The sequence below is a fragment of the Nocardioides agri genome (assembly GCF_013778305.1).
GTDB classification, from domain to species: Bacteria; Actinomycetota; Actinomycetes; order Propionibacteriales; family Nocardioidaceae; genus Nocardioides; species Nocardioides agri.
The window spans coordinates 785209-810566 of the sequence record NZ_JACEIC010000002.1 but is presented as its reverse complement, the minus strand read 5'-3'; the positions used below and the strand labels follow the sequence as shown (position 1 = coordinate 810566).

Annotated in this window: 22 protein-coding genes and 1 pseudogene; 14 read left to right on the top strand and 9 right to left on the bottom strand. The window is 71.1% G+C overall.

Going from position 1 to position 25358, the window contains the following annotated elements; all coding sequences use genetic code 11:
* Positions 1 to 208: 208 nt before the first annotated feature.
* Genes HZF07_RS08450 through HZF07_RS08430 form a run of 5 tightly spaced genes read left to right on the top strand, consistent with a single transcriptional unit; the run spans position 209 to position 5941 of the window.
* Positions 209 to 1789, top strand: a complete 1581-nt coding sequence (locus HZF07_RS08450) for a GMC oxidoreductase (protein WP_157340884.1) — start codon at positions 209 to 211, stop codon at positions 1787 to 1789.
* Positions 1790 to 1801: 12 nt separating this feature from the next.
* Entirely contained in the window at positions 1802 to 3190 is a 1389-nt protein-coding gene (locus tag HZF07_RS08445) for an NAD(P)/FAD-dependent oxidoreductase (RefSeq protein WP_157340882.1), read from the top strand.
* A gap of 3 nt (positions 3191 to 3193) precedes the next feature.
* Positions 3194 to 4627 (top strand): cytochrome ubiquinol oxidase subunit I, encoded by a 1434-nt coding sequence (locus HZF07_RS08440; RefSeq protein ID WP_198346359.1) that lies wholly within the window; start codon positions 3194 to 3196, stop codon positions 4625 to 4627.
* A complete protein-coding gene (locus tag HZF07_RS08435; protein ID WP_157340880.1) occupies positions 4627 to 5691 on the top strand; it encodes a cytochrome d ubiquinol oxidase subunit II in 1065 nt (354 codons plus the stop codon). The genes HZF07_RS08440 and HZF07_RS08435 overlap by 1 nt, the downstream gene beginning before the upstream one ends.
* A gap of 49 nt (positions 5692 to 5740) precedes the next feature.
* Entirely contained in the window at positions 5741 to 5941 is a 201-nt protein-coding gene (locus HZF07_RS08430; protein WP_157340878.1) for a hypothetical protein, read from the top strand.
* Positions 5942 to 6119: 178 nt separating this feature from the next.
* On the opposite strand, the gene HZF07_RS08425 is transcribed toward HZF07_RS08430, so the two are convergent.
* The 3 genes from HZF07_RS08425 to HZF07_RS08415 form a co-directional block, all read right to left on the bottom strand.
* On the bottom strand, positions 6120 to 6275 hold the full coding sequence (locus tag HZF07_RS08425) for a hypothetical protein (RefSeq protein ID WP_157340876.1): 156 nt from the start codon (positions 6273 to 6275) through the stop codon (positions 6120 to 6122).
* Between the two features lie 109 nt (positions 6276 to 6384).
* Positions 6385 to 7803 (bottom strand): DUF2252 domain-containing protein, encoded by a 1419-nt coding sequence (locus HZF07_RS08420; RefSeq protein ID WP_157340875.1) that lies wholly within the window; start codon positions 7801 to 7803, stop codon positions 6385 to 6387.
* 42 nt (positions 7804 to 7845) lie between these two features.
* Positions 7846 to 7989, bottom strand: a complete 144-nt coding sequence (locus tag HZF07_RS08415) for a cytochrome ubiquinol oxidase subunit I (RefSeq protein WP_198346358.1) — start codon at positions 7987 to 7989, stop codon at positions 7846 to 7848.
* A gap of 189 nt (positions 7990 to 8178) precedes the next feature.
* On the opposite strand from HZF07_RS08415, the gene HZF07_RS08410 reads away from it, so the two are divergent.
* Positions 8179 to 9777, top strand: a complete 1599-nt coding sequence (locus HZF07_RS08410) for an MFS transporter (RefSeq protein WP_157340873.1) — start codon at positions 8179 to 8181, stop codon at positions 9775 to 9777.
* A 19-nt stretch (positions 9778 to 9796) separates the two neighbouring features.
* Here HZF07_RS08410 and HZF07_RS24355 read toward each other — a convergent pair whose 3' ends face one another.
* A complete protein-coding gene (locus HZF07_RS24355; RefSeq protein ID WP_181644948.1) occupies positions 9797 to 10549 on the bottom strand; it encodes an IclR family transcriptional regulator in 753 nt (250 codons plus the stop codon).
* A 148-nt stretch (positions 10550 to 10697) separates the two neighbouring features.
* Between HZF07_RS24355 and HZF07_RS08400 the strand changes: the two genes are divergently transcribed.
* The 5 genes and pseudogenes from HZF07_RS08400 (at position 10698) to ptsP (ending at position 15646) form a co-directional block, all read left to right on the top strand.
* Positions 10698 to 11480: an MIP/aquaporin family protein gene (locus HZF07_RS08400; RefSeq protein WP_157340871.1), complete on the top strand. Its 783-nt coding sequence runs from the start codon at positions 10698 to 10700 to the stop codon at positions 11478 to 11480.
* 36 nt (positions 11481 to 11516) lie between these two features.
* Complete coding sequence (dhaK, locus tag HZF07_RS08395; RefSeq protein WP_157340869.1) at positions 11517 to 12518, top strand: dihydroxyacetone kinase subunit DhaK; 1002 nt, start codon at positions 11517 to 11519, stop codon at positions 12516 to 12518.
* Positions 12519 to 12522: 4 nt separating this feature from the next.
* A complete protein-coding gene (gene dhaL, locus HZF07_RS08390; protein WP_157340867.1) occupies positions 12523 to 13158 on the top strand; it encodes a dihydroxyacetone kinase subunit DhaL in 636 nt (211 codons plus the stop codon).
* 22 nt (positions 13159 to 13180) lie between these two features.
* Positions 13181 to 13600, top strand: a pseudogene (dhaM, locus tag HZF07_RS23735) (dihydroxyacetone kinase phosphoryl donor subunit DhaM); the annotation flags it as partial.
* Between the two features lie 51 nt (positions 13601 to 13651).
* The gene (ptsP, locus tag HZF07_RS08385) at positions 13652 to 15646 is read left to right on the top strand and encodes a phosphoenolpyruvate--protein phosphotransferase (protein WP_309504900.1); all 1995 of its coding nucleotides are present in this window, start codon (positions 13652 to 13654) and stop codon (positions 15644 to 15646) included.
* 139 nt (positions 15647 to 15785) lie between these two features.
* Here the strand turns inward: ptsP and HZF07_RS08380 are convergent, their stop codons facing one another.
* The 4 genes from HZF07_RS08380 to HZF07_RS08365 form a co-directional block, all read right to left on the bottom strand.
* Complete coding sequence (locus HZF07_RS08380; RefSeq protein WP_157340863.1) at positions 15786 to 17015, bottom strand: PD40 domain-containing protein; 1230 nt, start codon at positions 17013 to 17015, stop codon at positions 15786 to 15788.
* Positions 17012 to 17653, bottom strand: coding sequence for a SigE family RNA polymerase sigma factor (locus HZF07_RS08375; RefSeq protein ID WP_198346357.1), 642 nt, complete (start codon positions 17651 to 17653; stop codon positions 17012 to 17014). The genes HZF07_RS08380 and HZF07_RS08375 overlap by 4 nt, the downstream gene beginning before the upstream one ends.
* A 339-nt stretch (positions 17654 to 17992) precedes the next feature.
* A complete protein-coding gene (locus HZF07_RS08370) occupies positions 17993 to 18400 on the bottom strand; it encodes an STAS domain-containing protein (RefSeq protein ID WP_157340861.1) in 408 nt (135 codons plus the stop codon).
* Positions 18401 to 18549: 149 nt separating this feature from the next.
* On the bottom strand, positions 18550 to 19746 hold the full coding sequence (locus tag HZF07_RS08365) for an alpha/beta fold hydrolase (RefSeq protein WP_198346356.1): 1197 nt from the start codon (positions 19744 to 19746) through the stop codon (positions 18550 to 18552).
* Positions 19747 to 19927: 181 nt separating this feature from the next.
* Here HZF07_RS08365 and HZF07_RS08360 point away from each other — a divergent pair, with 181 nt between their 5' ends.
* Positions 19928 to 21349 (top strand): FAD-dependent oxidoreductase, encoded by a 1422-nt coding sequence (locus tag HZF07_RS08360; RefSeq protein ID WP_157340857.1) that lies wholly within the window; start codon positions 19928 to 19930, stop codon positions 21347 to 21349.
* 13 nt (positions 21350 to 21362) lie between these two features.
* Here HZF07_RS08360 and HZF07_RS08355 read toward each other — a convergent pair whose 3' ends face one another.
* Complete coding sequence (locus HZF07_RS08355; RefSeq protein ID WP_157340855.1) at positions 21363 to 21830, bottom strand: methyltransferase family protein; 468 nt, start codon at positions 21828 to 21830, stop codon at positions 21363 to 21365.
* Positions 21831 to 21878: 48 nt separating this feature from the next.
* Between HZF07_RS08355 and HZF07_RS08350 the strand changes: the two genes are divergently transcribed.
* Positions 21879 to 22496: a class I SAM-dependent methyltransferase gene (locus HZF07_RS08350; protein ID WP_198346355.1), complete on the top strand. Its 618-nt coding sequence runs from the start codon at positions 21879 to 21881 to the stop codon at positions 22494 to 22496.
* Between the two features lie 114 nt (positions 22497 to 22610).
* Positions 22611 to 25355, top strand: a complete 2745-nt coding sequence (locus tag HZF07_RS08345) for a BREX system ATP-binding domain-containing protein (RefSeq protein ID WP_157340854.1) — start codon at positions 22611 to 22613, stop codon at positions 25353 to 25355.
* The last annotated feature ends 3 nt before the right edge of the window (positions 25356 to 25358 follow it).

Here is a 25358-nt window from a genome sequence, read left to right as displayed (position 1 = left end):
CCGGTCAGGACCCGGCCTTGATCGGAGGCAACACCGGGCTCGTGGCGCTGCCTCCCTGCGGATGTTCCGACTTCGGCCGACCTCGAACATCCTCCGTTTTGGGTGATTGACGCGGGCGCGTCGGAGCGGGATGGTCGGAGAGCGACCACTCGCCCCGGCGCCTCGCGGCCGCAACCTCGGGTTTGCCGTCACACGAGGGATGTCCGTCATGGCAGATGACCAGCACTACGACGTCGTGATCGTCGGGACCGGTGCGGGAGGGGGGACCCTCGGGCACCGGCTCGCCACGAGTGGGGCGAAGGTGCTCTGGCTCGAACGTGGGCCGTTCCTGCCCAGAGAGCGCGACAACTGGTCGACCCAGGCCGTCTTCGTCCGTGGGAAGTACCTCGCACCGGAGGTCTGGTACGACGCGCACGGCCGTGACTTCCAGCCCGAGGTCAACTACTACGTCGGCGGCAACACCAAGTTCTACGGGGCCGCTCTGTTCCGGCTGCGACCGGAGGACTTCGGCGAGCTGCGCCACCACGGCGGCATCTCCCCAGCCTGGCCCATCTCCTACGACGAGCTCGAGCCGTACTACACCGAAGCCGAGCACCTCTACCTCGTGCACGGCCACCACGGAGAGGACCCGACCGAAGGTCACGCGAGCAAGCAGTACGCCTACCCGCCGGTGTCCCACGAGCCACGCATCCAGCAGCTGAGCGACGACCTGGAGAAGCTCGGACTCCACCCGTTCCACCTGCCGATCGGGGTCAACCTCGACGAAGACGAGGAGGGTCACCCGACCCGCACGAGCGCCTGCATCCGCTGCGACCGCCTCGACGGCTTCCCGTGCGTGATCGACGCGAAGTCGGACTCCCAGGTCATCTGCGTCGACCCCGTCCTGTCGCGGAGCAACGTCACCCTCGTGACCGGCGCCCACGTGCAGCGTCTCGAGACCGACGAGTCCGGACACACGGTCACCGGCGTCGTCACAGCCATGGACGACGGGTCGGTCACCACCTTCACCGGTGACATCGTGGTGGTCGCCTGCGGTGCGGTGAACTCCGCCGCCCTGCTGCTGAGGTCTCGCAGCGACCGCCATCCCGACGGGCTGGCGAACAGCTCGGGCGTGGTCGGCCGGCACTACATGCGGCACAACAACATCGCCCTGATGGCCGTCTCGCGGGAGCCCAACCCCACGAAGTTCCAGAAGACACTGGCCATGAACGACTGGTACCTCGGCGCCGACGACTGGGGCTACCCCCTCGGCGGGATCCAGATGCTCGGGAAGTCCGACGACGAAGAGATCCACGCCCAGGCGCCGCGATGGGCGGGACGCCTCTCGCCGGAGCTGCCCTTTGAAGTGCTGGCTCACCACGCCGTCGACTTCTGGTTATGTGGGGAGGACCTGCCGCAGCCCGACAACCGGGTCACCGTGGACGGGGACGGAGCGATCCACCTCAGCATCAACGAGCAGAACAACGTCGAAGGGGTCAAGCGTCTGCGCCACAAGCTCGACGGCATGCTCGACCAGCTGGGGATGCACGAGCACCACCTGCTGGACCGCAGCCTGTACCTGCACAAGAGCATGCCCATCGGCGCGACGGCCCACCAGGCCGGGACCGTCAGGTTCGGCCGCGACCCCGCCTCGAGCGCACTCGACGTGAACTGCAAGGCCCACGACGTCGACAACCTCTACGTCGTCGACACCAGCTTCTTCCCCAGCATCGGAGCCGTGAACCCGTCGCTGACCGCCATCGCCAACTCCCTACGGGTTGGCGACCATCTGGCTCAACGCCTCGGCTGAGACCGCTTCGCGATGGCCGACACTGCGGTTCACCGGGTTGTCATCGTCGGAGGCGGCTTCGGCGGGCTGTTCGCGGCGAAGTTCCTGCGGCGGGCACCCGTCGACGTCACCCTCGTCGACGCCAGGAACTACCACCTCTTCCAGCCGCTGCTGTACCAGCTCGCGACGGGCATCCTGTCGGCGGGGGAGGTGGCGCCCCCGATCCGGGACATCCTGCGGCGACACTCCAACGTGACCGTGGAGATGGCCACGGTCCAGGAGTTCGACCTCGAGGCACGCACGGTGACGGCCCGACGCCCCGACGACACGGTGCGCACCTTTGAGTACGACAGCCTGATCGTCGCAGCGGGAGCGGCTCAGTCGTACTTCGGGCACGACGAGTTCTCGCGGTTCGCGCCCGGCATGAAGACGATCGACGACGCCCTGGAGCTTCGCGGCAGGATCTTCGGTGCCTTCGAGATGGCGGAGAACGAGGAAGACCCGGAGGCGCGTCGCGCGTGGCTCACCTTCGTGGTCGTCGGAGGCGGCCCGACCGGGGTCGAGATCGCCGGCCAGATCGCCGAGCTGTCTCGCACGGGGCTCAGGGGCAACTTCCGTCGCATCGATCCTGCCGACGCCAGGGTCCTGCTGATCGACGGCGGCAAGGAGATTCTCGCGACGTTCGGCGACCGACTCTCCAAGAAGGCGGCCAGCGAGCTGCGCCGGCTGGGCGTGACGATCCGCACCGGTTCGGTGGTCACGGATGTGGACCCGTTCGGGGTCGAGGTGCGAGGCCCGGACGGTTCGACCAAGCGAGTCGTCGCCCGGACGAAGGTCTGGGCCGCGGGCGTCCAGGCCTCCCCACTGGCGGGCCTGCTGGCCGAGGCCAGCGGGGCGACGTGCGACCGTGCGGGCCGCATCGTCGTCCTCGACGACTGCACCCTCCCAGGCCACCCCGAGGTCTTCGCGATCGGAGACATGATGGCGCTCGACGGTCTGCCCGGGGTGGCCGAAGTGGCCATGCAGTCGGGGATCCATGCCGCCAACACGATCAAACGCCGGCTGAGCGGCAAGGAAGCCGCGAAGTTCACCTACCGTGACCTCGGCAGCATGGCCACCATCTCCCGCTTCCACGCCGTCGTCAGCTTCAAGAAGGTCCGACTGTCGGGATTCCCGGGGTGGTTGATGTGGCTGCTGGTGCACATCACCTTCCTGACCGGTTTCAAGAACCGGCTCGCGGCGATGTTCCACTGGACCGGGACGTTCGCGGCCGGTGGGCGCGCGGAACGCACCATCACCATCCGCCAGACGGTCGGCCGGGTGGTCCTCGACCAGGCCGGCGGAGGCGACATCGCAGGCGTGGTCCCGGCGTTCGAGCACCACGACGATGCCGGTGACGCGCCCGCGTCAGACGAGGTGTGACCGGTGGCGATCGATGTCCTGGCGAATGTCGTGACGGGCGTGGCCCTCTCCGTGGATCCCGTGCCGTGGGCGCGGTCCCAGATGGCCTTCACCCTGGCCTTCCACATCATCTTGGTGCCGCTCGGGGTGTCGTGGTCGGTGATGACGCTGATCGCCAACTACCGGGGCATCAAGCACCAGGATGCGGACGCGATGCTGCTCGCGCAGCGGTGGTCGAAGTACATGGCCGTCACCTTCGCGGTGGGGGCGGTGACCGGGACCGTGCTGTCCTTCGAGTTCGGTCTGCTGTGGCCGAAGTTCATGGGGCAGTGGGGCGCCGCGTTCGGTGTGCCGTTCGCCTTCGAGGGGATCTTCTTCTTCACCGAGGCGGTCTTCATCTCGATCTACATCTTCGGGTGGCGCCGGCTGAAGCCGTGGGCGCACTTCTGGACCGGCGTGCCGATCGCGGTCGCGGGGATCTTCGGCAGCATCTCGGTGGTGGCTGCCAACGCCTGGATGAACTCTCCGCAGGGTGTCACCCTCGACAAGTCCGGCAAGGTGATCGACGTCGATCCGATGGGGGTGATCTTCAACGACGCGATGCCGTTGATGGCGGCGCACATGGTGGTCGCGGCGTACCTCGTCGGGGGCTTCATGGTGGCGTCGGTCTACGCCGTCGGGATGCTGAAGGGGCGTACCGACCATTACCACCGGATGGGTTTCATCATCGCGTTCACCGTCGCCGCGATCGCCACGCCCGTCCAGATGGCGGTAGGCGACACGCTCGCCCGCTGGGTCTACGACAACCAGCCGACCAAGTTCGCTGCGATCGAGATGGTCCCGAAGACGAGCGACGACGTACCCGAGGTGCTTCTCGGCCACCTCAACTCCGAGGGCGAGGTGACCGGGGGGATCCCGATTCCCGGTCTCGCCTCGATCCTGTCCGACCCCAGCGATGGGACCTCGACGGTCGTCCAAGGCCTCGACGAGACGCCGGCCGCCGACCGTCCGACCAACCACGAGGTCAACGTCACCCACCTCGCCTGGGACGTGATGGTCGGGGTCGGCACGCTCCTGTTCCTGCTGACCCTGTGGTGGTGGGCGGCGTGGATCTTCCGACGAAGCATGCCCGGGAGCAAGTGGTTCCTCCGCGCCGCGGCCGCGTCCGGCGTGCTCGGCGTGGTCGCCATGGAGGCCGGCTGGACCGTGAGCGAGGTCGGCCGCCAACCCTGGATCGTCTACGAGAAGATGAAGGTCGAGGACGCCGCGACCGCGAACACCGGCATCTGGATCACCTTCATCGGCGTGGTGATCCTCTACCTCGGGCTCGGCGTCACCACGATCCTGGTGATGCGGCAGATGAGCCGCCGCTTCCGTGGTGGCCAGTCCGGCGAGGTCGACGTGCCGTACGGGCCCAGCGAGCCGATCGAGGCAGGCGACGAGAAGGTGCCGCTCTGATGGACACCACCGCTGCCCTCGTGCTGTTCGCCGCGATCACGACGTACGCGATCTTCGGCGGCGCCGACTTCGGCGCCGGGTTCTGGGACCTCGTGGCCGGCGGGACCAAGCGTGGCGGCCGGGCCCGCAACGTCATCGACCACGCCATCGCTCCCGTCTGGGAAGCCAACCACGTGTGGCTGATCTTCGTGTGGGTGCTGCTGTGGACCTGCTTCCCGGAGGCGTACGCGTCGATCACCTTGACGCTGTTCGTCCCACTGACGCTTGCCGCGCTCGGCATCGTGCTGCGCGGTGCCAGCTTCGCGTTCCGGAAGGCGGTGTTCCGCACCCGGGACCGCCGCAACTTCGGCGCCGCCTTCGCCATCTCATCAGTGCTGGTGCCCTACTGCTTCGGCGCCGTCATCGGTGCCATCGCCTCGGGGCGGGTGCCTGCGGGGGGCAAGGCCGGTGCCCCGTGGGGGAGCTGGGTCAACCCGACGTCCGTCCTCGGCGGCGTGCTGGCCGTGTGCGTGGCGGCGTACCTCGCCGCCTTCTTCCTCGTCTCGGACGCCCGCAGGCTGTCCGACGAGACGATGGTCGCCTACTTCCGGCGCCGGGCGATCGGTGCCGCCGCGGCCGCCGGCCTGGTGGCGCTGGTGGGGATCTTCGTGCTGGCGAACGACGCGAAGTACCTCTTCGACGGACTCACCTCGCGTGCCCTCCCGCTGGTGATCCTCTCGGCAGTGTGTGGCCTGGCCGCCCTCGGGCTGCTCACCCGCCGGACCCGACACGGTGCGCGGCTGGCCGCAGTGGGTGCGGTGGCCAGCCTGGTCGCCGCCTGGGGAGTGGCGCAGTGGGACTACCTGCTGCCCGAATCCCTGACGGTCTCGGCAGCGGCGGCACCCACCGGCACCATGACGGCCGTGCTCGTCGCCACCGGCCTCGCCGCGGTCCTGATCGTGCCCGCGTTCGTGCTGCTGTACGTGCTCGACCAGAAGACCTTGCTACCGGAGGAGAGCATGCCCGAGCCCGCCCACAGCCCGCTTGAGCAGGTCTCACACGTCACCGATGAGCCGGCCGGATGAACCACTTTCATGCCTTCCCACGAGCCGGCGGGCGGCGTATGTTCCGAAAATGCGCATGGATATGACGTTGACCAGCGTCGTTGGCGGCGTCGCGCGCGCGATGGCAGATGCGACCGACCGATCCGAGGACGAGATGCGCCTCGTGATCACGGCGGCGTTGGTCGGCGGAGGCCTGCTCGCAGCATTCAGGCTTCTCAACTACCTCCTCGAGATCTGGGAAGGACTCTTCGAGTCAACATCTTGGACCTGACACCGGGGGCGTATGCCGCACCTGGGCTGCGCGTGAGTCTTCCGTCATCGCCGACAGCCCATCGGGCCGTCGGGACGCGCGGGCTCTTGCGTTCGGGATCGGCGCAAGCGCTGATCACGCGGTGTCCGTCGTCTCCCTTGGACTCGCGGGCGCCGGCCCGACGTCACGTGATCGTGAGTCAGCTGGTGGCGTGGGCAAACCACGTGATCAGCACGAAGAGGGCGATGATGCCCAGGTCGATGAGGATCGCACCCAGGAGCGCGACGACGGTGGCTCTCGTGTCGTTGTACGGCTGGGCATGCACGCTGCCGTGCTCGGGTGCTTCGCTGGCCATCTCGTGCCTCCGTCCTGCGGGCGCGCGGAGCCCGCTGCCTCCTTGCTTACTCCTCCGCGGAGGCGGTTGCCTAGTCCCACCCAGCTCAGTCCGGGGCATCAGGTGAGCGCTAGCCATCGAGGGCAGTGACGCGTCCAGCGGCGACCGCGCGCTGCAGCGCCGCGTAGTCGCGCTCGTTCTGGTCCGCGTAGATCTCGGCGAAGGCAGCGAGTGCTCGGTCGAACCGGTCGCCTGACCCGAGATAACCGGCGATCGCGACCGGGTCGCCCGAGCGTGCGTGCGCTCGGGCCAGCGTCCAACCGCACAGCCGACCGTAGGCGGTCATCGTGGCGGGCTTCATGGCCGAGACGACCGCGGATCCCTTGCCGTCCCACAGCTGGCGGACGTAGAAGTCCCGCTCGATCCCGTCGACGCCGGTCAGGCGCACCCATCCCAGCATGATGTCGCTGGCCGACTGCATGAGTCGCTGCCCCTCGACGACCCGTTGCCCGTGAGTGGGGTGTGCGCTCCGGCCGAGGAAGGGCTCCAGCACAGAGGCCTCGGCCTCCTTGGCTTGGAGGAAGAGCGGGTCGTCGTCGTCGTTGCCGATCATCAAGACGATCCACGCGCGAGTGCCGACGCTGCCCACCCCCACCACCTTCCGGGCGGCGTCTGCGTACTGGAAGCCCTCCAGCAGGTGACGGCGATCGCCCGACAGCGTGCGGCGGTAGGAGCGCAGGATGGCATGCAGCTCTCCCACCACGTGCGGGTGGTGAGCGGCGGACAAGAGCTCCTCGAGCCTCACGATCACCGGAGGGTCGCTGATCAGCCGAGGACGACCGTCGACGACCTCGACCAGCTTGGTGAAGGCTCTCACGCTGTCCTTCGTGCGGGCCTTGGCGACATTCTTGTGGAAGCGCTTGAGGTCGCCGGGCTCGAGCTGCTCGCTCAGGAGTGCATCCAGGTCATCGAGATCCAGGCGGGCGTACCAGACGTCGAGCCGGCCCATCGCGGCTAGACGGTGCATGGCTTTCCGGTACGACGCCACCACGGCGAGGTTGATGGTTCGACGCTCGGCCTCGTCGAAGCCGCGATCCCGTCCCGCGACGGCGAAGCTGGCAACCAGTCGCTTGACGTCCCACTCGAACGGGCCGGGCAGCGTCTCGTCGAAGTCGTTGAGGCTGAAGACGAGGCGACGGTCGGGCGCAGCGAAGACCCCGAAGTTCAACAGGTGCGCGTCCCCACACAGCTGCACCCTCAGACCGGTGCGGGGCGCACCGGCGAGGTCCGCGGCCATCAGGTAGGCGGCGCCGCGGAAGAACGCGAACGGGGAGTCCAGCATCCGCCCGTACCGGAGCGGAACGAGCTCAGGTACCCGGCGTGCCCCCTGCTCCTCGAGCAGGCGCACCGGGTCGGTGCGATCTCGCCCCGCTTCCCACTCCCCGTGCACCCTTCGCGGGACCAGTGCTCGCGCATCCCGTCCCGCGGCCGCGCGCTCCTCGCGTGACGGACGGTCGCCTGTCGCTCCTGGTGCATCACCCGACACCATCCCTCCATGGCAACGTCCGCAGACGCGGAACGCATCACGCATTCAGGGTGAGAACGCGGCCTGCCACCGGGGGAGCAGGGCGGCGACCAGCCAGCTCAGCCCGATCGTGATCGGCACGACCAGGAAGTGGTAGATCGTCGTCGTGGCGAACTGCAGCCGCGACAGGTCGAGCTGGCTCAGGTCCAACGGGTGAAACCTCACCCAATCCGTGTGATGCCAGGGGACCACCCCGAGGCCATATTGCGATAGTGGCCGGTCGATCAGGCATCCGCCCCGAGCACGTCGTGCGCCGCGTGTCGCAGTTCCAGGTTTCCTGGGACCAGGCCTCGGCGGAGTCCTTCCGCCCTTGGTCGGCGTCGGAGAAGGAGGCCGGGCTTGTCGTCTGAGCCGACGCCCGCCAGCGCCGGCACCCCGGCCGGCGCGCCGCAGCGGGCGGGCCTGGTGCTCGCCGCGCTCATCCTGGGCGCCGCCGTCGCGAACCTGAACCTGGCCGTCGCCAACGTCGCGCTGCCGTCGATCGCTGCGGCCTTCGACTCCTCGCAGACCTCGCTCAACATGGTCGCGGTGGGCTACTCGCTGGGTCTCGCCGGGTCGGTCCTCTACCTCGGCGCGATCGGGGACCGCTACGGACGCAAGATGATGCTGGTGCTCGGCATCGCGCTGTCGATCCCGGCGTGCCTGCTGGCGGCGTACGCGCCGAACGACACGGTGCTGATCATCGCGCGCATCTTCGGCGGCGTCTCGGCCGGCATGGCCTATCCGACCACGCTGGCGCTGATCGCGGCGTTGTGGTCGGACCCGGCACGCACCAGGACCATCGCGCTCTGGTCGGCCCTCGGCGGTGCGATCTCGTCGCTCGGCCCCCTGCTGTCGGGCTTCCTGCTCGAGCACTTCTGGTGGGGCTCGGTCTTCCTCGTCACCCTCCCGTTGGCCGTGGTCGCGCTGGTGATGGCGCTCCTCTTCGTGCCGGCCCACGTCAACGAGGGCACCGAGCCCGTCGACAACCTCGGCGGCGTGCTCTCGGTGGTGCTGGTGGGTGCCCTCGTCGTCGGCATCAACTTCGCCGCGGTGCCGGGCTCGGGCGCCCTGCTCGTCGGCATGGCGGCGATCGTGCTGGCCTCCGGGGTGGGCTTCTTCCTGCGGCAGCGTCGCGCCGCCAACCCGCTCTACGACCTCGAGGTCGCCGGCCGGCGGATCTTCTGGGTCGCCGCCCTCGCGGGCATCATCGTCTTCGGCTCGCTGATGGGCGCGATGTTCGTGGGTCAGCAGTTCCTGCAGAACGTGCAGGGCTACTCGACGCTCGAGGCCGGCGCCTCGATCATCCCGGCCGCGCTGATGATGGTGCTGATCGCCCCGCGGTCGGCCAAGCTCGTCGAGTCGCACGGCGCCCGCTTCACCCTGCTCACGGGCTACGTCTTCGTGCTGCTCGGCTTCCTGACGATGCTGCTGCTCTGGGACGACGGCAGCGCCTACTGGCAGGTCGCGCTCGCCTACGCCCTGGTCGGCACCGGCGTCGGATTCGCCGGTACGCCGGCGTCGCACTCGCTGACGGGGGCGGTGCCGGTCAAGCGCGTGGGCATGGCCTCGGGCACCGCCGACCTGCAGCGCGACCTGGGCGGCGCGATCATGCAGTCGATCTTCGGGGCGCTCCTCGCCGCCGGCTACGCCTCGGCCTTCGCCACGGCGATCGGCGACTCCTCCGACCCGGGCAAGGTGTCCGAGAGCACCGAGGCAGCGCTGACGAAGTCCTTCGCCAGTGCTGAGGCCCTCGCCCAGCAGAACCCGAAGTACGAGAAGCAGATCACCGCCGCGGCGAAGCAGTCGTTCCTCGACGGTGACGACTGGGCCTACACGGCCGGCGCCGTGGCCGTGCTGGTCGGCGGCGTGCTCGTCTTCACGATGTTCCCGAAGAACGAGCGCGAGAAGGAGCTGCTCGCCGCCTACCACGCCGAGGACGTCGCGGAAGGGGTGTGAGTCGGGGGCGGGGCCGTGCTCAGCCGCGCGACGGGGGCGGCCAGGCCTGGGCGCCGAGCTCGCGGGAGAGGGCACGCGCGGTCTCGCGGACCCGGGCGCCCGGGTCCGACTCCTCCGGGCCGGAGATCACGACGCCGATCGCGCCCACGACGTCGCCCCACGAGTCGAAGACCGGGGACGCGACGGCGCCTTCGCCCAAGACCGCCTCGTCCTGCTCGCGCGCGATCCCGGTCGCCCGCACCTCATCGAGGTGGCGACGTACGTCGTCCGGGGAGGTCAGGGTCTCCCCGGTCATGCTGCGGAGCTCGCCCTCCTTCAGGATGCGCTCGGTCTCGTCGGGCAGGAACGCCAGCATCGCCTTGCCCAGGGCGCTCGCGTGCGCCGGGATCACGATGCCGACCTCGGGCATCTGCCTGGTGCCGTCCGGCCGCGGCTCGTGATGGATGATCACGACGTCGTCGATCAGCAGGACGCCGGTGCGCACCGCGAGGCCGGTCCGCTGCGCCAGGTCCGCCGCCCACGGGATCGCCTTGGACCGGAGCTCGAGGGTGTCGAGGTAGACGTTGCCCAGGCGCAGCACCGCGGGCCCGAGCTGGTAGCGGCTCGACCCGCGCTCCTGGACGACCATCCCGTGCTCGACCAGCGTGCGGACGATGCCGTGCGTGGTCGACGGCGCCAGGTCCAGGCGCGCCGAGAGCTCGGACAGGCTCATGCGCCGCGCCCCCTGGAGCGCCGTCAGCACGCGGATCGCGCGGTCGACGGACTGGATCACGGGCGCGGCCTCCTGGTCTGGTGGGGGAACGAACACAAAGTATGCCGAAGGGTCTTGTGGTGACGTGAATCACAGCGGTATGGTCCGAGCATCGTTCGACTATATCGAATGGTATTCGACTAAATCCGAGCGCGAAAGGACTGCACACATGCTCGACGAGACCACTACGGTGCAGAAGCTGGCCGCCGAGGCCCTGGGCACGGCGTTCCTGGTGTTCATCGGCGTCGGCTCGGTGCCGGCCACCCTGATCGTGAACGGCGACGCACCGTTCACCATGGCCGACCTCGGCATGATCTCCCTGGCCTTCGGCACGATCGTGATCGCCACGGTCTACGCGTTCGGGCACATCGGCGGCAACCACATCAACCCGGCCGTCACGCTCGGGCTGGCCGTCTCCGGCAAGTTCCCCTGGTCCCAGGTGCCTGCCTACATCGCCGCCCAGGTCGTGGGCGCGATCGTCGGCGCCACGGCCATCATCGGCGTGCTCGGCCAGAAGGCGAGCGACGTCGGCCTCGGGGTCGCGTCGTACAACGGGATCAGCTGGGTCCAGGCCTTCACCGCCGAGTTCGTGGGCACCTTCATCCTGGTGTTCACGATCTTCGGGGTGATCTATCGCAAGGCTGCCGCGGGCTTCGCCGGCCTGGCGATCGGCTTCGTCGTGTTCGCCGCGATCATCCCGGTCGCGCCGGCCACCGGCGCCTCGATCAACCCCGCTCGCACCGTCGGCCCGATGCTCGTCCAGCAGATCGCAGGCGGGACGGTGAAGTGGGAGCAGCTGCCGGTCTACGTCATCGCCGAGCTGCTCGCCGGCGCGCTCGCCGCGCTCTGCTACGGCCTCATCGCCCACACGCCTGCCGACAAGGCGGCCGTTGCCCCCGGCGTCGACCTCGCCGATCCTGAAGACGCACCCCTGACCCAGGCCACGGTCTGACGACCCGGCCCGGCAGAGCACGAGAAGAGAACCACCATGAAGAAGCTCATCAACGACCCGAACGATGTCGTGGTCGAGGCCCTCCTCGGGGTGGAGGCCGCCCACCCGGACCTCCGTGTGGACCACGCGAACAAGGTCGTCTACCGCGGCGACGCGCCCAAGCCCGGCAAGGTCGGGATCATCTCCGGTGGGGGATCCGGGCACGAACCGCTGCACGGCGGGTTCGTCGGACTCGGGATGCTCGACGCGGCCTGCGCCGGCGAGGTCTTCACCTCCCCGGTCCCCGACCAGATGCTCGCCGCCACCAAGCTCGTCGACGGTGGAGCCGGGGTGCTCCACGTGGTCAAGAACTACACCGGCGACGTCATGAACTTCGAGATGGCCGCCGAGCTCGCGGCTGCCGAGACCGGTGCGAACGTGGTGTCGGTCGTCACCGACGACGACGTCGCCGTCCAGGACTCGACCTGGACCGCAGGGCGCCGCGGGGTCGGCGTCACCGTGCTGCTGGAGAAGATCGCCGGCGCCGCGGCCGAGGAGGGCCGCGACCTCGACGCGGTCGCCGCCGTGGCTCGCAAGGTCAACGCCCAGGGCCGCAGCATGGGCGTCGCCCTGACGTCGTGCACCGTCCCGGCGGCCGGCAGCCCGACCTTCCAGCTCGGCGAGGACGAGATGGAGGTCGGCGTGGGCATCCACGGTGAGCCGGGTCGACGGCGCGTTCCCCTCGCGCCGGCCAAGGAGATCGCCGAGATGATCCTCGAGCCGATCCTGTCCGACCTGCCGTTCGGCTCCGGTGACGCCGTGATCGCGTTCGTCAACGGACTGGGTGGCACACCCCTGATCGAGCTCTACGTGATGTACAACGAAGTCAGCAAGATCCTGTCGAAGCACGGCGTGAGCGTGGCCCGGCCGCTGGTCGGCTCCTACATCACGTCGCTGGAGATGGCCGGCTCGTCGGTCACCCTGCTCAAGGTCGACGACGAGCTGCTCTCGCTCTGGGACGCTCCGGTCAGGACGCCGGCACTGAGGTGGGGGATCTGACGCGATGACCGACGACGTGACCACGGTGGCCCTCGACGCGTGGGTACGGCGCTTCGCCGAGCTCATCGCGCAGGAACGTGACCACCTGACCGAGCTGGACTCCGCGATCGGCGACGCCGACCACGGGGCCAACCTCGACCGGGGGATGACGGCCGCCGTGGCCTCGTTGGACGACCTGGGCCCGGCGGGAGCCGGACCGATGCTCACCAAGGTCGGGATGACCCTGGTCTCCACGGTCGGCGGTGCGAGCGGACCGCTCTACGGCACCCTCTTCCTCCGGATGGGCACCGTCCTCGGAGACGTGCCGTCGGTCTCCGCCGAGCAGCTGGGCGCTGCCCTGCGGGCCGGTCTCGACGGCGTGGTCGCGCGGGGCAAGGCTCAGGCCGAGGACAAGACCATGTACGACGCGTTCGCGCCGGCGGTGGATGCCTTCGAGGCCGGGTTGAAGGACGGGCTCGGCCTCGCGGACGCCCTCGGGCGCGCCCGTGCCGCGGCCGACGAAGGGCGCGACGCCACGACCCCGATGCTCGCCCGCAAGGGGCGGGCGAGCTATCTCGGTGAGCGCAGCGTCGGGCACCAGGATCCGGGCGCGACGAGCGTCGCCCTGCTGGTGGCAGCGGCCGCGGACACGCTGCGCTGACGGTTCGAGAGAGGAAGCCGCCATGACATCCGGTCAGGGCGTCGGCATCGTCGTCGTCTCCCACAGCCGCCCGCTCGCGCGGGCCGCGCTCGCCCTCGCGTCCGAGATGCTGCACGGCCGGCAGGTGCGCATCGAGCTGGCCGCCGGCCTCGACGAGACGACCTTCGGCACCGACGCGGTGCAGGTGAAGAAGGCGATCGAGTCGGTCGACGGGCCGGACGGCGTGGTCGTCCTGATGGACCTGGGCAGCGCCGTACTCAGTGCCGAGCTCGCCCTGGATCTCCTCGACGACCCAGCGGCCCGCGATCGGGTGACCCTGTCGTCCGCGCCGATCGTCGAAGGACTGGTCGTCGCCGCCGTGGCCGCATCCGGAGGTGCGAACCGCGCCGAGGTGGCGGCCGAGGCGCGCAACGCGCTGCTCGGCAAGGCCGCCCACCTCTCCGGTCCGGACGAGGGCGCACCCGCCGAACCGTCGGTCGCCACCGGGCCGGAGGTGACGGGTCGATTCACGGTCGCCAACAACCACGGACTGCATGCCCGGCCGGCGGCTCGCCTGGTCAGCGAGGTGGGTGGGCTCGACGCGACCGTGACCCTCACCAACCTGACGACCGGCGCGGGGCCGGTGCCGGCCGCGAGCCTCAGCCGGGTCGCCACCCTCGGTGCCCAGCAGGGCCACGAGGTCGAGGTCCGAGCCGGGGGTCCGCAGGCCCAGGAGGCGGTGGAGCACCTGCTGGCGCTGGCCGCCCGCCACTTCGACGAGCCGACCGTCGCGGCTCCGGCCGAGGCCGCCGCGACGTCGCCCCGGACCACCGGTCCGTTGGCCGCGTCCCCCGGCATCGCGATCGGACCGCTCCGGCGGCTCGCGGCACCGATCCTCGACGTGGACGATTCCGAGGTGAGCGACCCCGCCGCCGAGTGGCGGCGTGTGGTCGAGGCGGTCGCCGAGGTCCGACGCGACATCGAGCACCTGCGGGCGCTCACCGTGCGCGAGATCGGCGAGGCAGAGGCCGCCATCTTCGACGCCCATCTCACCCTGCTCGCGGACACGGCCCTGCTCGGTGACGTGCGGCAGCAGATCAACGCGGGCGTCGGTGCCTTCTCGGCGTGGACGGTGTGCCTCCGGGCGATCGAGCACGAGTGGTCGGAGCTTCCCGACACCTACCTCCGGGAGCGAGCGGCCGACGTCCGCGCGGTCGGCGACCAGGTACGCCGGGTGCTCGCCGGCGCGGCGGCCCAGCAACCGGTCGCCGAGGGGATCCTGGTCGCCCGGGACCTGACCCCTGCCCAGGCCGCAGGGCTCGACACCGCGGCGGTCCGCGGGATCGTGCTCGCCGCCGGCAGCACGACCTCGCACGCAGCGATCCTGGCTCGGACCCGCGGCCTCCCGCTGGTCGTCTCCGCCGGGCGTGACGTGCTCGCCGTGCCGGAGGGGACGCTGCTCGTCGTCGACGGCGGCGCCGGTGAGGTGCATGTCGGACCCGACGCGGCGCTCGTCGCGGACTACCGCCATCGCGCGACGGCGGCGGCCGAACGACGTGCCCGCGACCTGGCCTCCGCCAGCGAGCCCGCCGTCACCCGCGACGGCACCCGCATCTCGGTGGCCGCGAACCTGGGGTCGGTCGCCGACGCCCGGTCCGCCTTCGCGGCGGGCGCTGACGAGGCGGGACTCGTGCGCACCGAGTTCCTCTTCCTCGGCCGCGCGACGCCGCCGGACGTTGTCGAGCAGGAGGCGGACTACCTCGCGATCGCCGAGGCCCTCCGTGGACGGCGCGCCACACTGCGCACCCTGGACGTCGGCGGGGACAAGCCCTTGCCCTACCTCCCGGTTCCCGATGAGGAGAACCCGTTCCTGGGCGTCCGCGGCATCCGGCTCGCGCTCGACCGGCCGGCGCTCCTGCGCGAGCAGCTCGACGCCGTCTGCCGCACCGCGCGGCGGGCTCCGACGAGCGTGATGTTCCCGATGGTGTCGACCGTGGACGAGCTGCGGAGGGCACACGCGTTGCTGGCCGACGCTGCCGGCCCGGACGGCGTCCCGGAGGACCTGCGCGTCGGGATGATGGTCGAGGTGCCGGCGGCGGCTCTGAAGATCGAGTCGTTCCTGCCGCTCCTCGACTTCGTCAGCATCGGCACCAACGACCTGACCCAGTACGCGCTCGCCGCCGAGCGGGGAAACCCTGGCGTCGCGGCACTCTCCGACGCGCTCGACCCGGCTGTCCTGCAGCTGGTGGACCACGTCTGCCAGGCTGCACGGGGACGGATCGACGTGGCCGTCTGTGGCGAGGTCGCCTCCGACGAGGCGGCCGTGCCCTTGCTGGTCGGCCTCGGCGTCCGCGAGCTCAGCGTCGGCCCGCACGCCGTACCCGGCGTGAAGGCTCGGGTCCGCGAGCTCGACCTGGAGCAGTGCGAGGTCGTCGCCAAGCAGGCGCTCCGGTCGGAGAGCGCCGAGGACGTGCGCGAGCTCGTGGCCGCTGCCTGGGGGCCGTGCTGACCGAGCAGGATCCGCAAGCCCTGTTCTAGTCTCGAGGCTGGTGGCGCCGTTCCCGACCCGGCTTCGCCCGGTGTGGTGAGGCGGGCGCTCGTGCAGAGTCCCGTGTCGACAGTCGCTGGTCAGGGAACGTCTCCGTGTCTCACGGTGTCGGAGTCAGTGTCTGCCAATCGCCCCAGCCGGTCCCGGCAACCAGTCGGTGGGGGTCGGGGGCACCGTCGACGTGGACGCTCCAGAGTGACGGCGTACGGGCGGCGTCGGTTCTCGAGAACAGGATCTGGTCACCCTCGGGTGAGAACTCGATGTAGTGGAACATTTCGGACCGACCCATGTCGGCCAGCGTCCTCACGCTTCCGCTCGTCACGTCGAGCACGGCGAGTTCGGACGTCTGGCCTCTTCCGCTCGCCCGCGCGAAGGCGATCCGATCGTTCGTGGGGGACCACTGGAGCCCATAGGGCGACAAGGAGAAGTCCTTGTCGAGGACGCCAGGGATCAGCAGGCGAGCGTCGGAACCGTCCGCCGCAGCGACGGAGAGCCCGTCCGGGGAGATGTAGGCGATCTCGGCGCCGTTGGGCGAGTTGGTGGCCATCCATTGGGATCGGGGGTCGTCCGGGGGGAGCTGCTTCGGCGTGGATCCGTCGACGGGGATCTCCACGCCGAGGGGGACGAGGAGCGACGTGCCGTCGGGTGACCACACCGGGTCGACGTCGCCTGGCATGGCCCAGTCGGACGGCATCGGGAGCACCGCCTGGCGCACCCCGTCGAGCCCGTAGATCTCGAGCTTCGCGGACCCGTAGAAGTCGTCCCAGACGGCGACCCGGGTGGAGTCGGGCGACCACGCGATGGCCCACCCGTCACCGGGGAACGACGCAACGGGGTTGCCCGTCGAGTCGCTGATGTTGACCGTCCGGTCGCAGGTGTTCGTTTCCGAGATGGCCTCCCCGCCGTCACCCCGGTAGGCGAGGTACCGCCCGTCGGGGGACCAGAGGGGTCCCTCGCCCCAGTAGCCTCCACAGTCGCCGTATTCGCTGGGCGCGCCGTCCGCGATCTTGACCGCGTTCCTGCCGTCGGCGTCGGCCACATAGATGTCTGCGCCGATCCCATACGCAAGGCGACCCAGGCTCCCGACCACCTGCACCACCGTGGGGTGAGGATCGGCGGGTCCGGGGTCCGCGGACAGACGTCGTTGGCTCGCCACGCCCACCGCCACCGCCAGCACCACGGTCACGGCCACGATCGCGGCCACCGCACCGGTGGCGCGGCGGTGGTTGCGGGAGCGTCGGGCCTGTCGCAGGAGCGCGTCGGCGTCCAACGCACCCACGGGCGGGTTCCTCCCCGCGCGATCGAAGAGTTCGTGCAGGTCCGCGGTCATGACCGGTCCTCCGTGACGGGAGCGAACGTCGGGGCGGGATCGGCTGGTGCCGTTCCTCCGACGGGATGACCGGCAACCTCGAGATGGGCCCGCAGCGCCTCGGTGCCACGAGAGAGGCGGCTCTTCACGGTGCCTGCCGGAATGCCCATGACGTGGGCGATCTCCTCGATGGAGAGGTCGTCGGTGAACCTCAGGACCAGGACGGCGCGTTGCCCGACCGGGAGTGTGGCCAGCGCGGCCATGAGAGGCCCGTCGCGTTCGTCCACGGCTGCGATGGCGCGCTCGCTGGCGGAGTCGACCGCGTCCGGGACCCCGTCGGCGGGCCGTTCCCGGCGCCACGGGCGGCGCCGGGCGTCGACGTGCTTGCCGACCAACACCCGGTTGGCATAGGCGTCCACGTTTCTGCCCCGCACGATCCGCGACCATCGTGGGTACATCGCGACGAGTGCGTCCTGCACCAGGTCGTCAGCCGCGGACCAGTCCCCGCACAGCAGGTACGCCTTTCGGCGCAGTGCCGGGGACCGAACCAGCATCCACTGGCGGAATCCGGCGTCATCGGGAGCCGGACCATCCCAGCCAGACCCCGCGGATTCGACCATGATCGTGTCCCATCCCTGTCGGCCCTTGTCGGCCCTCACTGACTAATCGTCACGAGGAGGCAAGAACGTTCCATCGTCCCAGGGACCGGCCGCTGAGCCCAAGGCCATCCGCTCTGGCCTGACCACCGCGCCCGAACACGTCGCGGACAGCGGCGACGCAGGCGCCCGTGGGGACGTCGTGGTGTGCGCTTCAGATCGCGGCTCGGCCACCGACGCGCAGACGTCAAGCACCACTGGATGGATCCGTTCATCGTCTGCGCCCCCTGGGCCGGCGTGGGCGCGGCCACCTACTTCGCGATCAGGCGAGCGCGCAGAACCGCTGACGCATCGGCCTGACGTCGCGCATCGATGAGGAGGCAGGAGACGGCGCCTTGGCGCTCAGCCGGCGCTCCTGTCCGGCACCAGGGGCCGGCTCGAAACGTGACCGCGGCCGGGGACCCGCGGCCGGGAGGTGCACGGCCACGTGGCGGGCTCGACGCCGAGCAGGTTCTCGACGTGGACCAGGGTGCACAATCGTCGGACGCAGGTGCTCGGCGCGTCGACCGCAAGCGTTCCGTCGACCGCGTTGGTGAGGTTGTAGAGACGGACGAGCTGTCCCACGCCGGCGGCGTCGATGAACGTCACGTCGGAGAACTCGAGGCGGAAGTGGATGCAACCGGCTGCGAGCGCGTCGTCGACCTCCGCGGCCAACTGACGAGCGGTGAAGGCGTCGAACTCCCCGGAGGGCTTGATGCGCGCATGCGGGGGCTCGACCTGAACGGAGAGGTGGAAGTCCGACCCGTCCATGTCGCGGTCCCGGTGCTCTGATGGTTCGACCGGGAACGGAGACGCCTTGGTTGGCGGGTCGCGAGAGACTCTCGGCGCTCTCGACGCTACACCTGTCCCGGACGTCGCGCTTCACCTGAAAAGAGGCGGCTCGCACTGATCGCAGCTCGTCATCCAGCGACCAGGAAGTGGTCGATCCGGCGGACCAGGTCCGGCCACGCGGGGTCGTCGTGCAGCACGATGTGGTTGCCGCTGTCCACCAGGTGCAGAACGCTGGCGGGGATGAGAGCGGCGAGCTCCCGCGCCTGCGACTCGGGTACCCGCTGGTCGCGCCGGGCGTGCGCGATCAGCGTCGGGCAGGCGACCTGCGGAGCTATCGCCGAGACGTCGAGATGTGCGAACGCATCCAGGAAGTGGACGACGTTGTCGGTGGAGGTGGTGGCCCGCTGCATCTGGTTGAACGCCTCCCAGAGCACGCGCGGCGCGTCCGGGAGGAACTGCGCCGCGAACACCTGTCGGTACGCCGGGTCGTCCCGGCGCCAGGCGACGCGGGCGACCCGCAGGTCGAGGTCCGCCTCCTCGCGCTCCTCCACCGTGGCCGCCCGCTGCATGCGCCCTCGCGCGTAGGCGCCGACGAGCACGAGCCGGGTCACCCGGTCAGGGTGGCGCACGGCGTACGCGATCGCGACCGCACCGCCCTGGGAGAGTCCGATCAGCGGGAAGCGCTCCAGACCCACGGAGTCGACCACGAGCTCGAGATCCTCGACCCACGCGTCCAGGCTGAAGTCCGTGACCTCCCAGTCGGACAGGCCACAGCCGCGCTCGTCGTACCGGACCAGCCGCCGGCCGTGCGACAGCGCGTCGATCCAGTGCGCCCAGATCGGGCTCTGCCACTCGATGTCGAGATGGGTCAGCCAGTTGGCCGCCTTGACCAACGGCGGTCCGGATCCGGACGTCGCGTAGGCGATGGAGACACCGTCCGGCGAGTGGCAGTAGCGGATCTCCTGCGTGTCCCGGTGCCGCACCGGTGGCAGCGACGCACCGGCATCGGGATGCGCCTCCTCGCCGACGACGTCGCCGCAGAACCGATAGCCGACGCCGTGCACCGTCGCGATCAGACGCTGTCCGCGGCCGTCGTCGCCGACCGCCTGGCGAGCCGCCTTGAGCCGGCTGGTGAGGGTGGCGTCGCTGACGAAGCGGTCACCCCACACCTCGTCCAGGAGCTCGGTCTTGGTGACCACCCGGTCCCGGTGGCGGATGAGGTGCGCCAGGACGTCGAAGACCTGAGGCTCGACATGCACAGCCACCCCGGCCCGGCGCAGCTCACGGCGCCGGAGATCGAGCTCGCAGTCCTCGAACCGGTACACCGAGACCCCGTCCTCCCTGCTCCTCCTCAGTGTCGACCCGCCTCTCGAGGGCGACAACCCCGCTGGGGCGGCGGTCTCCGGCCAATCTCCAGACCTTCTCCACGACCTGGCGGCCGGGAGGCTCCACCGTGATCCCACGTGATCGGCCCGCACGGGCCAACGGGGACAGGAGGAGGACGCGATGGAAGAGACGCGACGGGGGCGCGGCAGCCGGGCGGTGGTGCTGGGTGCAGGTATCGGCGGGCTGGTCGCGGCGCGGGTGCTGGCCGACACCTTCGACGAGGTGACGATCGTCGAGCGCGACGTCATGCCGGGCGGCGGGCACGGTCGACGTGGGGTCCCGCAGGGCCGCCACGTGCATGGCATGCAGGCGGGCGGGCTGCCGCTGCTCGAGGAGCTCTTCCCCGGTCTGCGGGCCGAGCTCGCCGGGGACGGCGCCCACGAGATCGCGGACCTCAGCCGGGTCTCGCTCCGGTTCGCCGGCCGGCTGCTGAACCAGGCGGAGCTCCCGGTCGCGCCCGTGCTGTCTGTCAGCCGGCCGCACCTGGAGTGGCGGATCCGGGAACGCGTGCGCCGTCTCTCCGGCGTGCGCGTGGCGGAGGGCCTCGAGGCCGTCGGCGTCACCTCCACCGTCGACGGAGACCGCGCTCGCGTGACCGGAGTCCGGGTCGCTCCGGCGGCCACCAGGGACGCCAAGGAGCGCACCATCGACGCCGACCTCGTCGTCGACGCCACCGGCCGGGGGAGCCGCATGCCGGTCTGGCTCGAGCAGCTCGGGTGCGCGCGTCCCGACGAGGAGCGGGTCGTCGTGCACATCGGCTACGCCAGCCAGACCTTCCGCCTGCCGCGCGATTCCTACCCCCAGGACCTGATCATCGAGGGCCGGGCGCCCGGACGTCGGCACGGCTTCGGCGCATTCGCCTGCGAACAGGACCGGTGGACGTTCTCGATCATGTCGTACGGCGCGGGCGAGCGCCCGCCGACCGAGCCCGAGGAGCGGATGCGGTTGATGCACCAGATGGCCCCTCCGTGGCTGGCCGAGGCGTTGTCCGCCGCTGAGCCGCTGGACGACGTCGCGCGGCACGCCCACCCGACCAGCCACTGGCGACACTACGAGCGCCTCGGCCGGCTCCCCGTCGGACTGCTCGCGTTCGGCGACGCCATCGCCGCGTTCAACCCGATCTACGGCACCGGGATGACCGTCGCACTCAAACAAGGCGTCGCGCTGCGGACCGCCCTCGAGACCACGACCGACACCGAGCTCCCTCGCCGGTTCTACCGCGCTGCCGCCCGGCCCCTGAGTGCCGCCTGGGCGCTGTCCACCGGCGCCGACCTCGCCTACCCGGAGACGCTCGGGAAGCGCACCCGGCGCGGCGCGCTCATGGGCAGGTACGTCGCTCGGTTCCTGGCCGCCGCGGAGCACGACCCCGTGCTCGCCCGGCGCTTCCTCGCCGTGGCCGGCCTGGTCGAGGCGCCGTCGGCCCTGCTCGCACCGGCTGCGGTCGCGAAGGTGGTGCGATCGCCCGCCCCGACCGCGCTGTCGCTCCCGGAGCGGGCACGCTCCGACGTCGCTCATGCCCCCCGAGAGACCGCCGCCTCGTGACGACGGCCCCGTGTCAGAGCCAGCGGCGCACCCGCCGCGCGTAGTCGTCGTACGGCGCACCGAACCGCTCCCGCAGGAACCGCTCCTCGGGACGGATCGCACCCCAGAGGAGGAGCAGGACGGCGACCGGGACCAGCACCAGCCCCCACCAGGTCGGGGCGAGCAGCGCCAACCCGAGGTAGAGGGCGAGCAGTCCGACGTACAAGGGGTTGCGGGAGAGCCGGTACGGACCCTCCTCGATCATCGTGGTCGTCGCCTGGCCCGGCAGCAGCCCGGTCTCGTGCCGGTGGAACAGCCACAACGCCCAGCTGTTCCACCCGACGAACAACAGCACCAGTGCCCAGCCGAGGGGGAGCCGCCACTGGCCGAGGTCGACCGGGTCGCCGAAGCGGGCCGTGAGCAACCAGCCGAGGAGCAGGGGCGCGCCGATCGCGAGCGGGGGCCAGAGCCGGAACGCGACGGTGTCGTCGGCAGAGGGCATGCCGCCATTGTCGCGTCGTGCCACCTGGCTCGTCGGTAGTGTCGAGTCGTGACGAGCGAGCCCTCCGGCATGTTCGAGGCGATCTACGCGGGCGCGGAGTCCGGCGGAGCCAAGCCGCCGTGGGACTACGGCGCACCTCGTCCCCAGCTCGTGGAGTGGGCCGAGGCGCGAGGCCTGGCTGGGGGCGGCCGCGAGGCGCTGGTGGTGGGGTGCGGCTACGGGGCCGACGCCGAGTTCCTGGCGATGCTGGGGTTCCGGACCACGGGATTCGACTTCGCGCCGACCGCGATCGAGGCGGCGCGGCGCAGCCACCCGGCCACCGAGGTGGACTACCTCGTCGCCGACGTCCTGGATCTTCCGCGCGCGTGGCGCGGCAGGTTCGACCTGGTGGTGGAGAGCCTCACCGTGCAGTCGATGCCGCCTGAGCAGCACGCGGTCGCTGCGCACGACATCGCCGGGCTGGTGGCCCCGGGAGGCACCCTGCTGGTCCTGGCGACCACGCGGGAGGAGGGCGTCGAGGTGACCGGCCCGCCATGGCCCCTGAGTCGTCCCGAGGTGGAGGCGTTCGCCGATGGCGACCTCGTCCTACGACGGGTCGAGCGGATCGAGGGCGGTGCCTGGTGGCGAGCCGAGCTGTCACGAGGAGAGGCAGGCGCGACGGCGTAGGCCGACCGGGGCGGTCGGGGCGGTCGGGGTCGAGGGTCGACTCGGCGCGGTCGTCTGGTGAGACTCCACCGCGAGGTGTGGACGGTCCGACGCTCGCGCCACGATGCTTGCCCCGTGACTACGGCGGCCGGTCGGCCCATCGTGGGGCGGGAGACCGAGACCCGCCTCCTGCGTCAACGCCTCGAGGCGGTCGGCGACGGCCCGGTGGTGACGGGCCTGGTCGGCGAGCCGGGCGCGGGCAAGACGGCGCTGCTGGACGACATCGCCGCCGTGGCGCGCTCGCGCGGCTTCGCGGTCCTCGTCGCGCGGGGGAGCGCGGCGGAGGCGAACCTCCCGTTCGCGTCGCTGCATCAGCTGCTGCGCCCGTTGATGCACAAGGTCGACCAGCTCCCGGGCCTGCAGGGCCGAGCGCTGCGCGCGGCCTTCGGGATGGGTGAGGCGGACGACGTCACCCCGCTCTTCGTCTCGCTGGCGACGCTCGAGCTGCTCGTCGACCACGCCGTGGCCGCTCCGGTCCTGGTCTGCCTGGACGACCTCGATCAGATGGACCGACCCTCCGTCGACGCACTCGGGTTCGTCGTACGCCGGCTGCAGGGCGAGCGGGTCGCCGTCGTGTGCACCTCCCGCCCACCGGTCACGGAGCTCGGCGACCGGTCGACCGACGCGTGGGTCGCGCTCGACGGCCTCGACGTCGAGGCCTCGACCGAGCTGCTGCGGTCGAGGTCGACGCGTCTCTCACCGGCTCTGGAGCAGCGCGTCGTGCGCGAGGCCGGCGGCAGTCCGCTGGCCCTGATCGAGTTCGCGACCGCGCTCGAGACGGGACGGCAGACCTGGACCGACCTCGACAGCGACCTCCCGATGACGACCAGGCTCGAGACCGCGTTCGCGGTGCGCGCCGGCGAGCTCGACCACGCGGGACGCGCGATCGTCGACGTGGCTGCGGTCGACGACGGAAGCAGCATCGGCGACGTCCTCGCCGCCGCCACGATCGTCCACGGCGCGGAGGTCGGGGCCGAGTCGCTGGCGGCGCCCCAGGCGCTGAGGCTGCTCACGATCTCCGGTGACCGCTGCCTGATCGCCAGCCCGCTGATCGGATCCGCGCTGCGACAGACGATGTCGGCGTCGAGGCGGCGGCAGGCGCACGCGGCGCTGGCCGAGGTGCTGGCCGCCGACCGGGACCGCGCGATGTGGCACCGCGCCGCCGCCGTCGACGGGCGCGACGAAGAGGTCGCCGCGGACCTCGAGCGAGCGGCCGCCGACGCCCGGCGTCGAGGCGCGGTCGCCACGGCGGCAGCGTGGCTGGATCGCGCCGCCGCGCTGAGCCCCGATCCCGCGGCGCGGGCGTCGCGACTGCTGGGCTCGGCCGAGCTCGCCTTCGAGCTCGGCCGCTTCGACCAGGTGGAGGAGGTCAAGGCACGGGTGGCCGGCACCGAGCTCAGCGTGCGTGATCGCTCCCGGCTCACCTGGCTCGAGGGGGCCTTCCACGACGGCTCGTCGAGCGAGCCGACCGAGGTGAGCCGCCTGGTCGGTCTGGCGCGCCGCGCCACCGCGGACCACGACGTCGACCTCGCGCTGCAGCTGCTCTTCGGCGCCGCCCGCCGCGTGTGGTGGCGCGACCCGGGGCACGAGGTGCGGGGCGAGATCGTCCGGGCCGTGCGGGAGGTGCCGGTGCCGCCGGGTGACCCGAGGATCCTCGCCGCGATGGGGCTGGCCGAGTCCTTCGACCTCAGCCCCACCGTCATCGTGCAGCTCGGGCAGTGGCCCTCGGACGCGGGCGGACGACCCGAGCTCGCCGGCCTGCTCGGCATCGCCGCGTTCTGCGTCGGGGAGTTCGAGCGCGCGGACACGTTCCTGACGCTCGGCATCCAGGAGCTGCGCGCCCAGGGTCGCCTGAGCCTGCTGGCCGAGGCCCTGGCCATCCGTTCGTGGACCGAGGTCAACCTGGGCATCTTCGAGCCGGCCCGGTCGGCAGAGGAGGCGGTGCGGCTCGGCGACGAGACCGGTCAGGCCGTCTGGGCCGCCACGGCGAGGGTCGCCGTCGCGGTCGCCGACGGCGTGGCCGGCCGGTGGGATCCTCGGCACGCCCTCCTCGCCGAGGCCGAGCACACCGCCGTACGGACGCCCAACGCGAGCTCGTCGCTGCTGGCGGGTGTGCAGCAGGCCCGTGGCGTCGGCGAGCTCGGGGCCGACCGGCCGGAGCAGGCGTACGGCGAGCTGCGCCGCATCTTCGTGGCCGACGACCCGGCGTTCCAGCGGGTGCAGCAGCTGTGGTCCGTCGGCTACCTCGCGGACGCTGCCGTCCGCACGGGCCGGCGCGACGACGCGCGGGAGCTGCTCGAGGCGTCGGTGCGCCTGGCCGGCCCGACGCCGGCGTCCGGCCACGCCATCGCCCTGGAGTACGCCGCCGCCGTGCTGGCCGACGACGCGTCGGCCGAGGCTGCGTTCGCGGACGCGCTCGTCGGTGCGGCCCGGTCGTATCCGTGGCACCGAGCCCGCCTGCAGCTCGCGCAGGGGTCGTGGCTGCGCCGCCAGCGCCGGGCCGTCGAGTCGCGGGAGCCCCTGCGGGTCGCTCGCGGCACGTTCGCCGCCCTCGGTGCCGCGACCTGGGCGGCGCGGGCGGACCAGGAGCTGCGCGCGGCGGGCGAGCCGGGGTGGCATCCCGAGGCGGACCCTCGGGAGGACCTGTCGGCGCAGGAGGCGCAGATCGCGGAGCTCGCGGCGCAGGGGCTGTCGAACCGCGAGATCGGCCAGCGACTGTTCCTCTCGCACCGCACGGTCGGCTCGCATCTCTACCGCATCTTCCCGAAGCTCGGGATCACCAGCCGGAGCCAGCTCGCCGGCGCGCTCGCGCGCGACTGAGGC

Excerpts from the sequence above, each read along its gene's own strand:
- HZF07_RS08450 (WP_157340884.1), top strand. The coding sequence starts at position 209 with ATGGCAGATGACCAGCACTACGACGTCGTGATCGTCGGGACCGGTGCG.
- HZF07_RS08445 (WP_157340882.1), top strand. The coding sequence starts at position 1,802 with ATGGCCGACACTGCGGTTCACCGGGTTGTCATCGTCGGAGGCGGCTTC.
- HZF07_RS08435 (WP_157340880.1), top strand. The coding sequence starts at position 4,627 with ATGGACACCACCGCTGCCCTCGTGCTGTTCGCCGCGATCACGACGTAC.
- HZF07_RS08430 (WP_157340878.1), top strand. The coding sequence starts at position 5,741 with ATGCGCATGGATATGACGTTGACCAGCGTCGTTGGCGGCGTCGCGCGC.
- HZF07_RS08425 (WP_157340876.1), bottom strand. The coding sequence starts at position 6,275 with ATGGCCAGCGAAGCACCCGAGCACGGCAGCGTGCATGCCCAGCCGTAC.
- HZF07_RS08420 (WP_157340875.1), bottom strand. The coding sequence starts at position 7,803 with ATGGTGTCGGGTGATGCACCAGGAGCGACAGGCGACCGTCCGTCACGC.
- HZF07_RS08400 (WP_157340871.1), top strand. The coding sequence starts at position 10,698 with ATGCTCGACGAGACCACTACGGTGCAGAAGCTGGCCGCCGAGGCCCTG.
- dhaK (WP_157340869.1), top strand. The coding sequence starts at position 11,517 with ATGAAGAAGCTCATCAACGACCCGAACGATGTCGTGGTCGAGGCCCTC.
- dhaL (WP_157340867.1), top strand. The coding sequence starts at position 12,523 with ATGACCGACGACGTGACCACGGTGGCCCTCGACGCGTGGGTACGGCGC.
- HZF07_RS08380 (WP_157340863.1), bottom strand. The coding sequence starts at position 17,015 with ATGACCGCGGACCTGCACGAACTCTTCGATCGCGCGGGGAGGAACCCG.
- HZF07_RS08370 (WP_157340861.1), bottom strand. The coding sequence starts at position 18,400 with ATGGACGGGTCGGACTTCCACCTCTCCGTTCAGGTCGAGCCCCCGCAT.
- HZF07_RS08360 (WP_157340857.1), top strand. The coding sequence starts at position 19,928 with ATGGAAGAGACGCGACGGGGGCGCGGCAGCCGGGCGGTGGTGCTGGGT.
- HZF07_RS08355 (WP_157340855.1), bottom strand. The coding sequence starts at position 21,830 with ATGCCCTCTGCCGACGACACCGTCGCGTTCCGGCTCTGGCCCCCGCTC.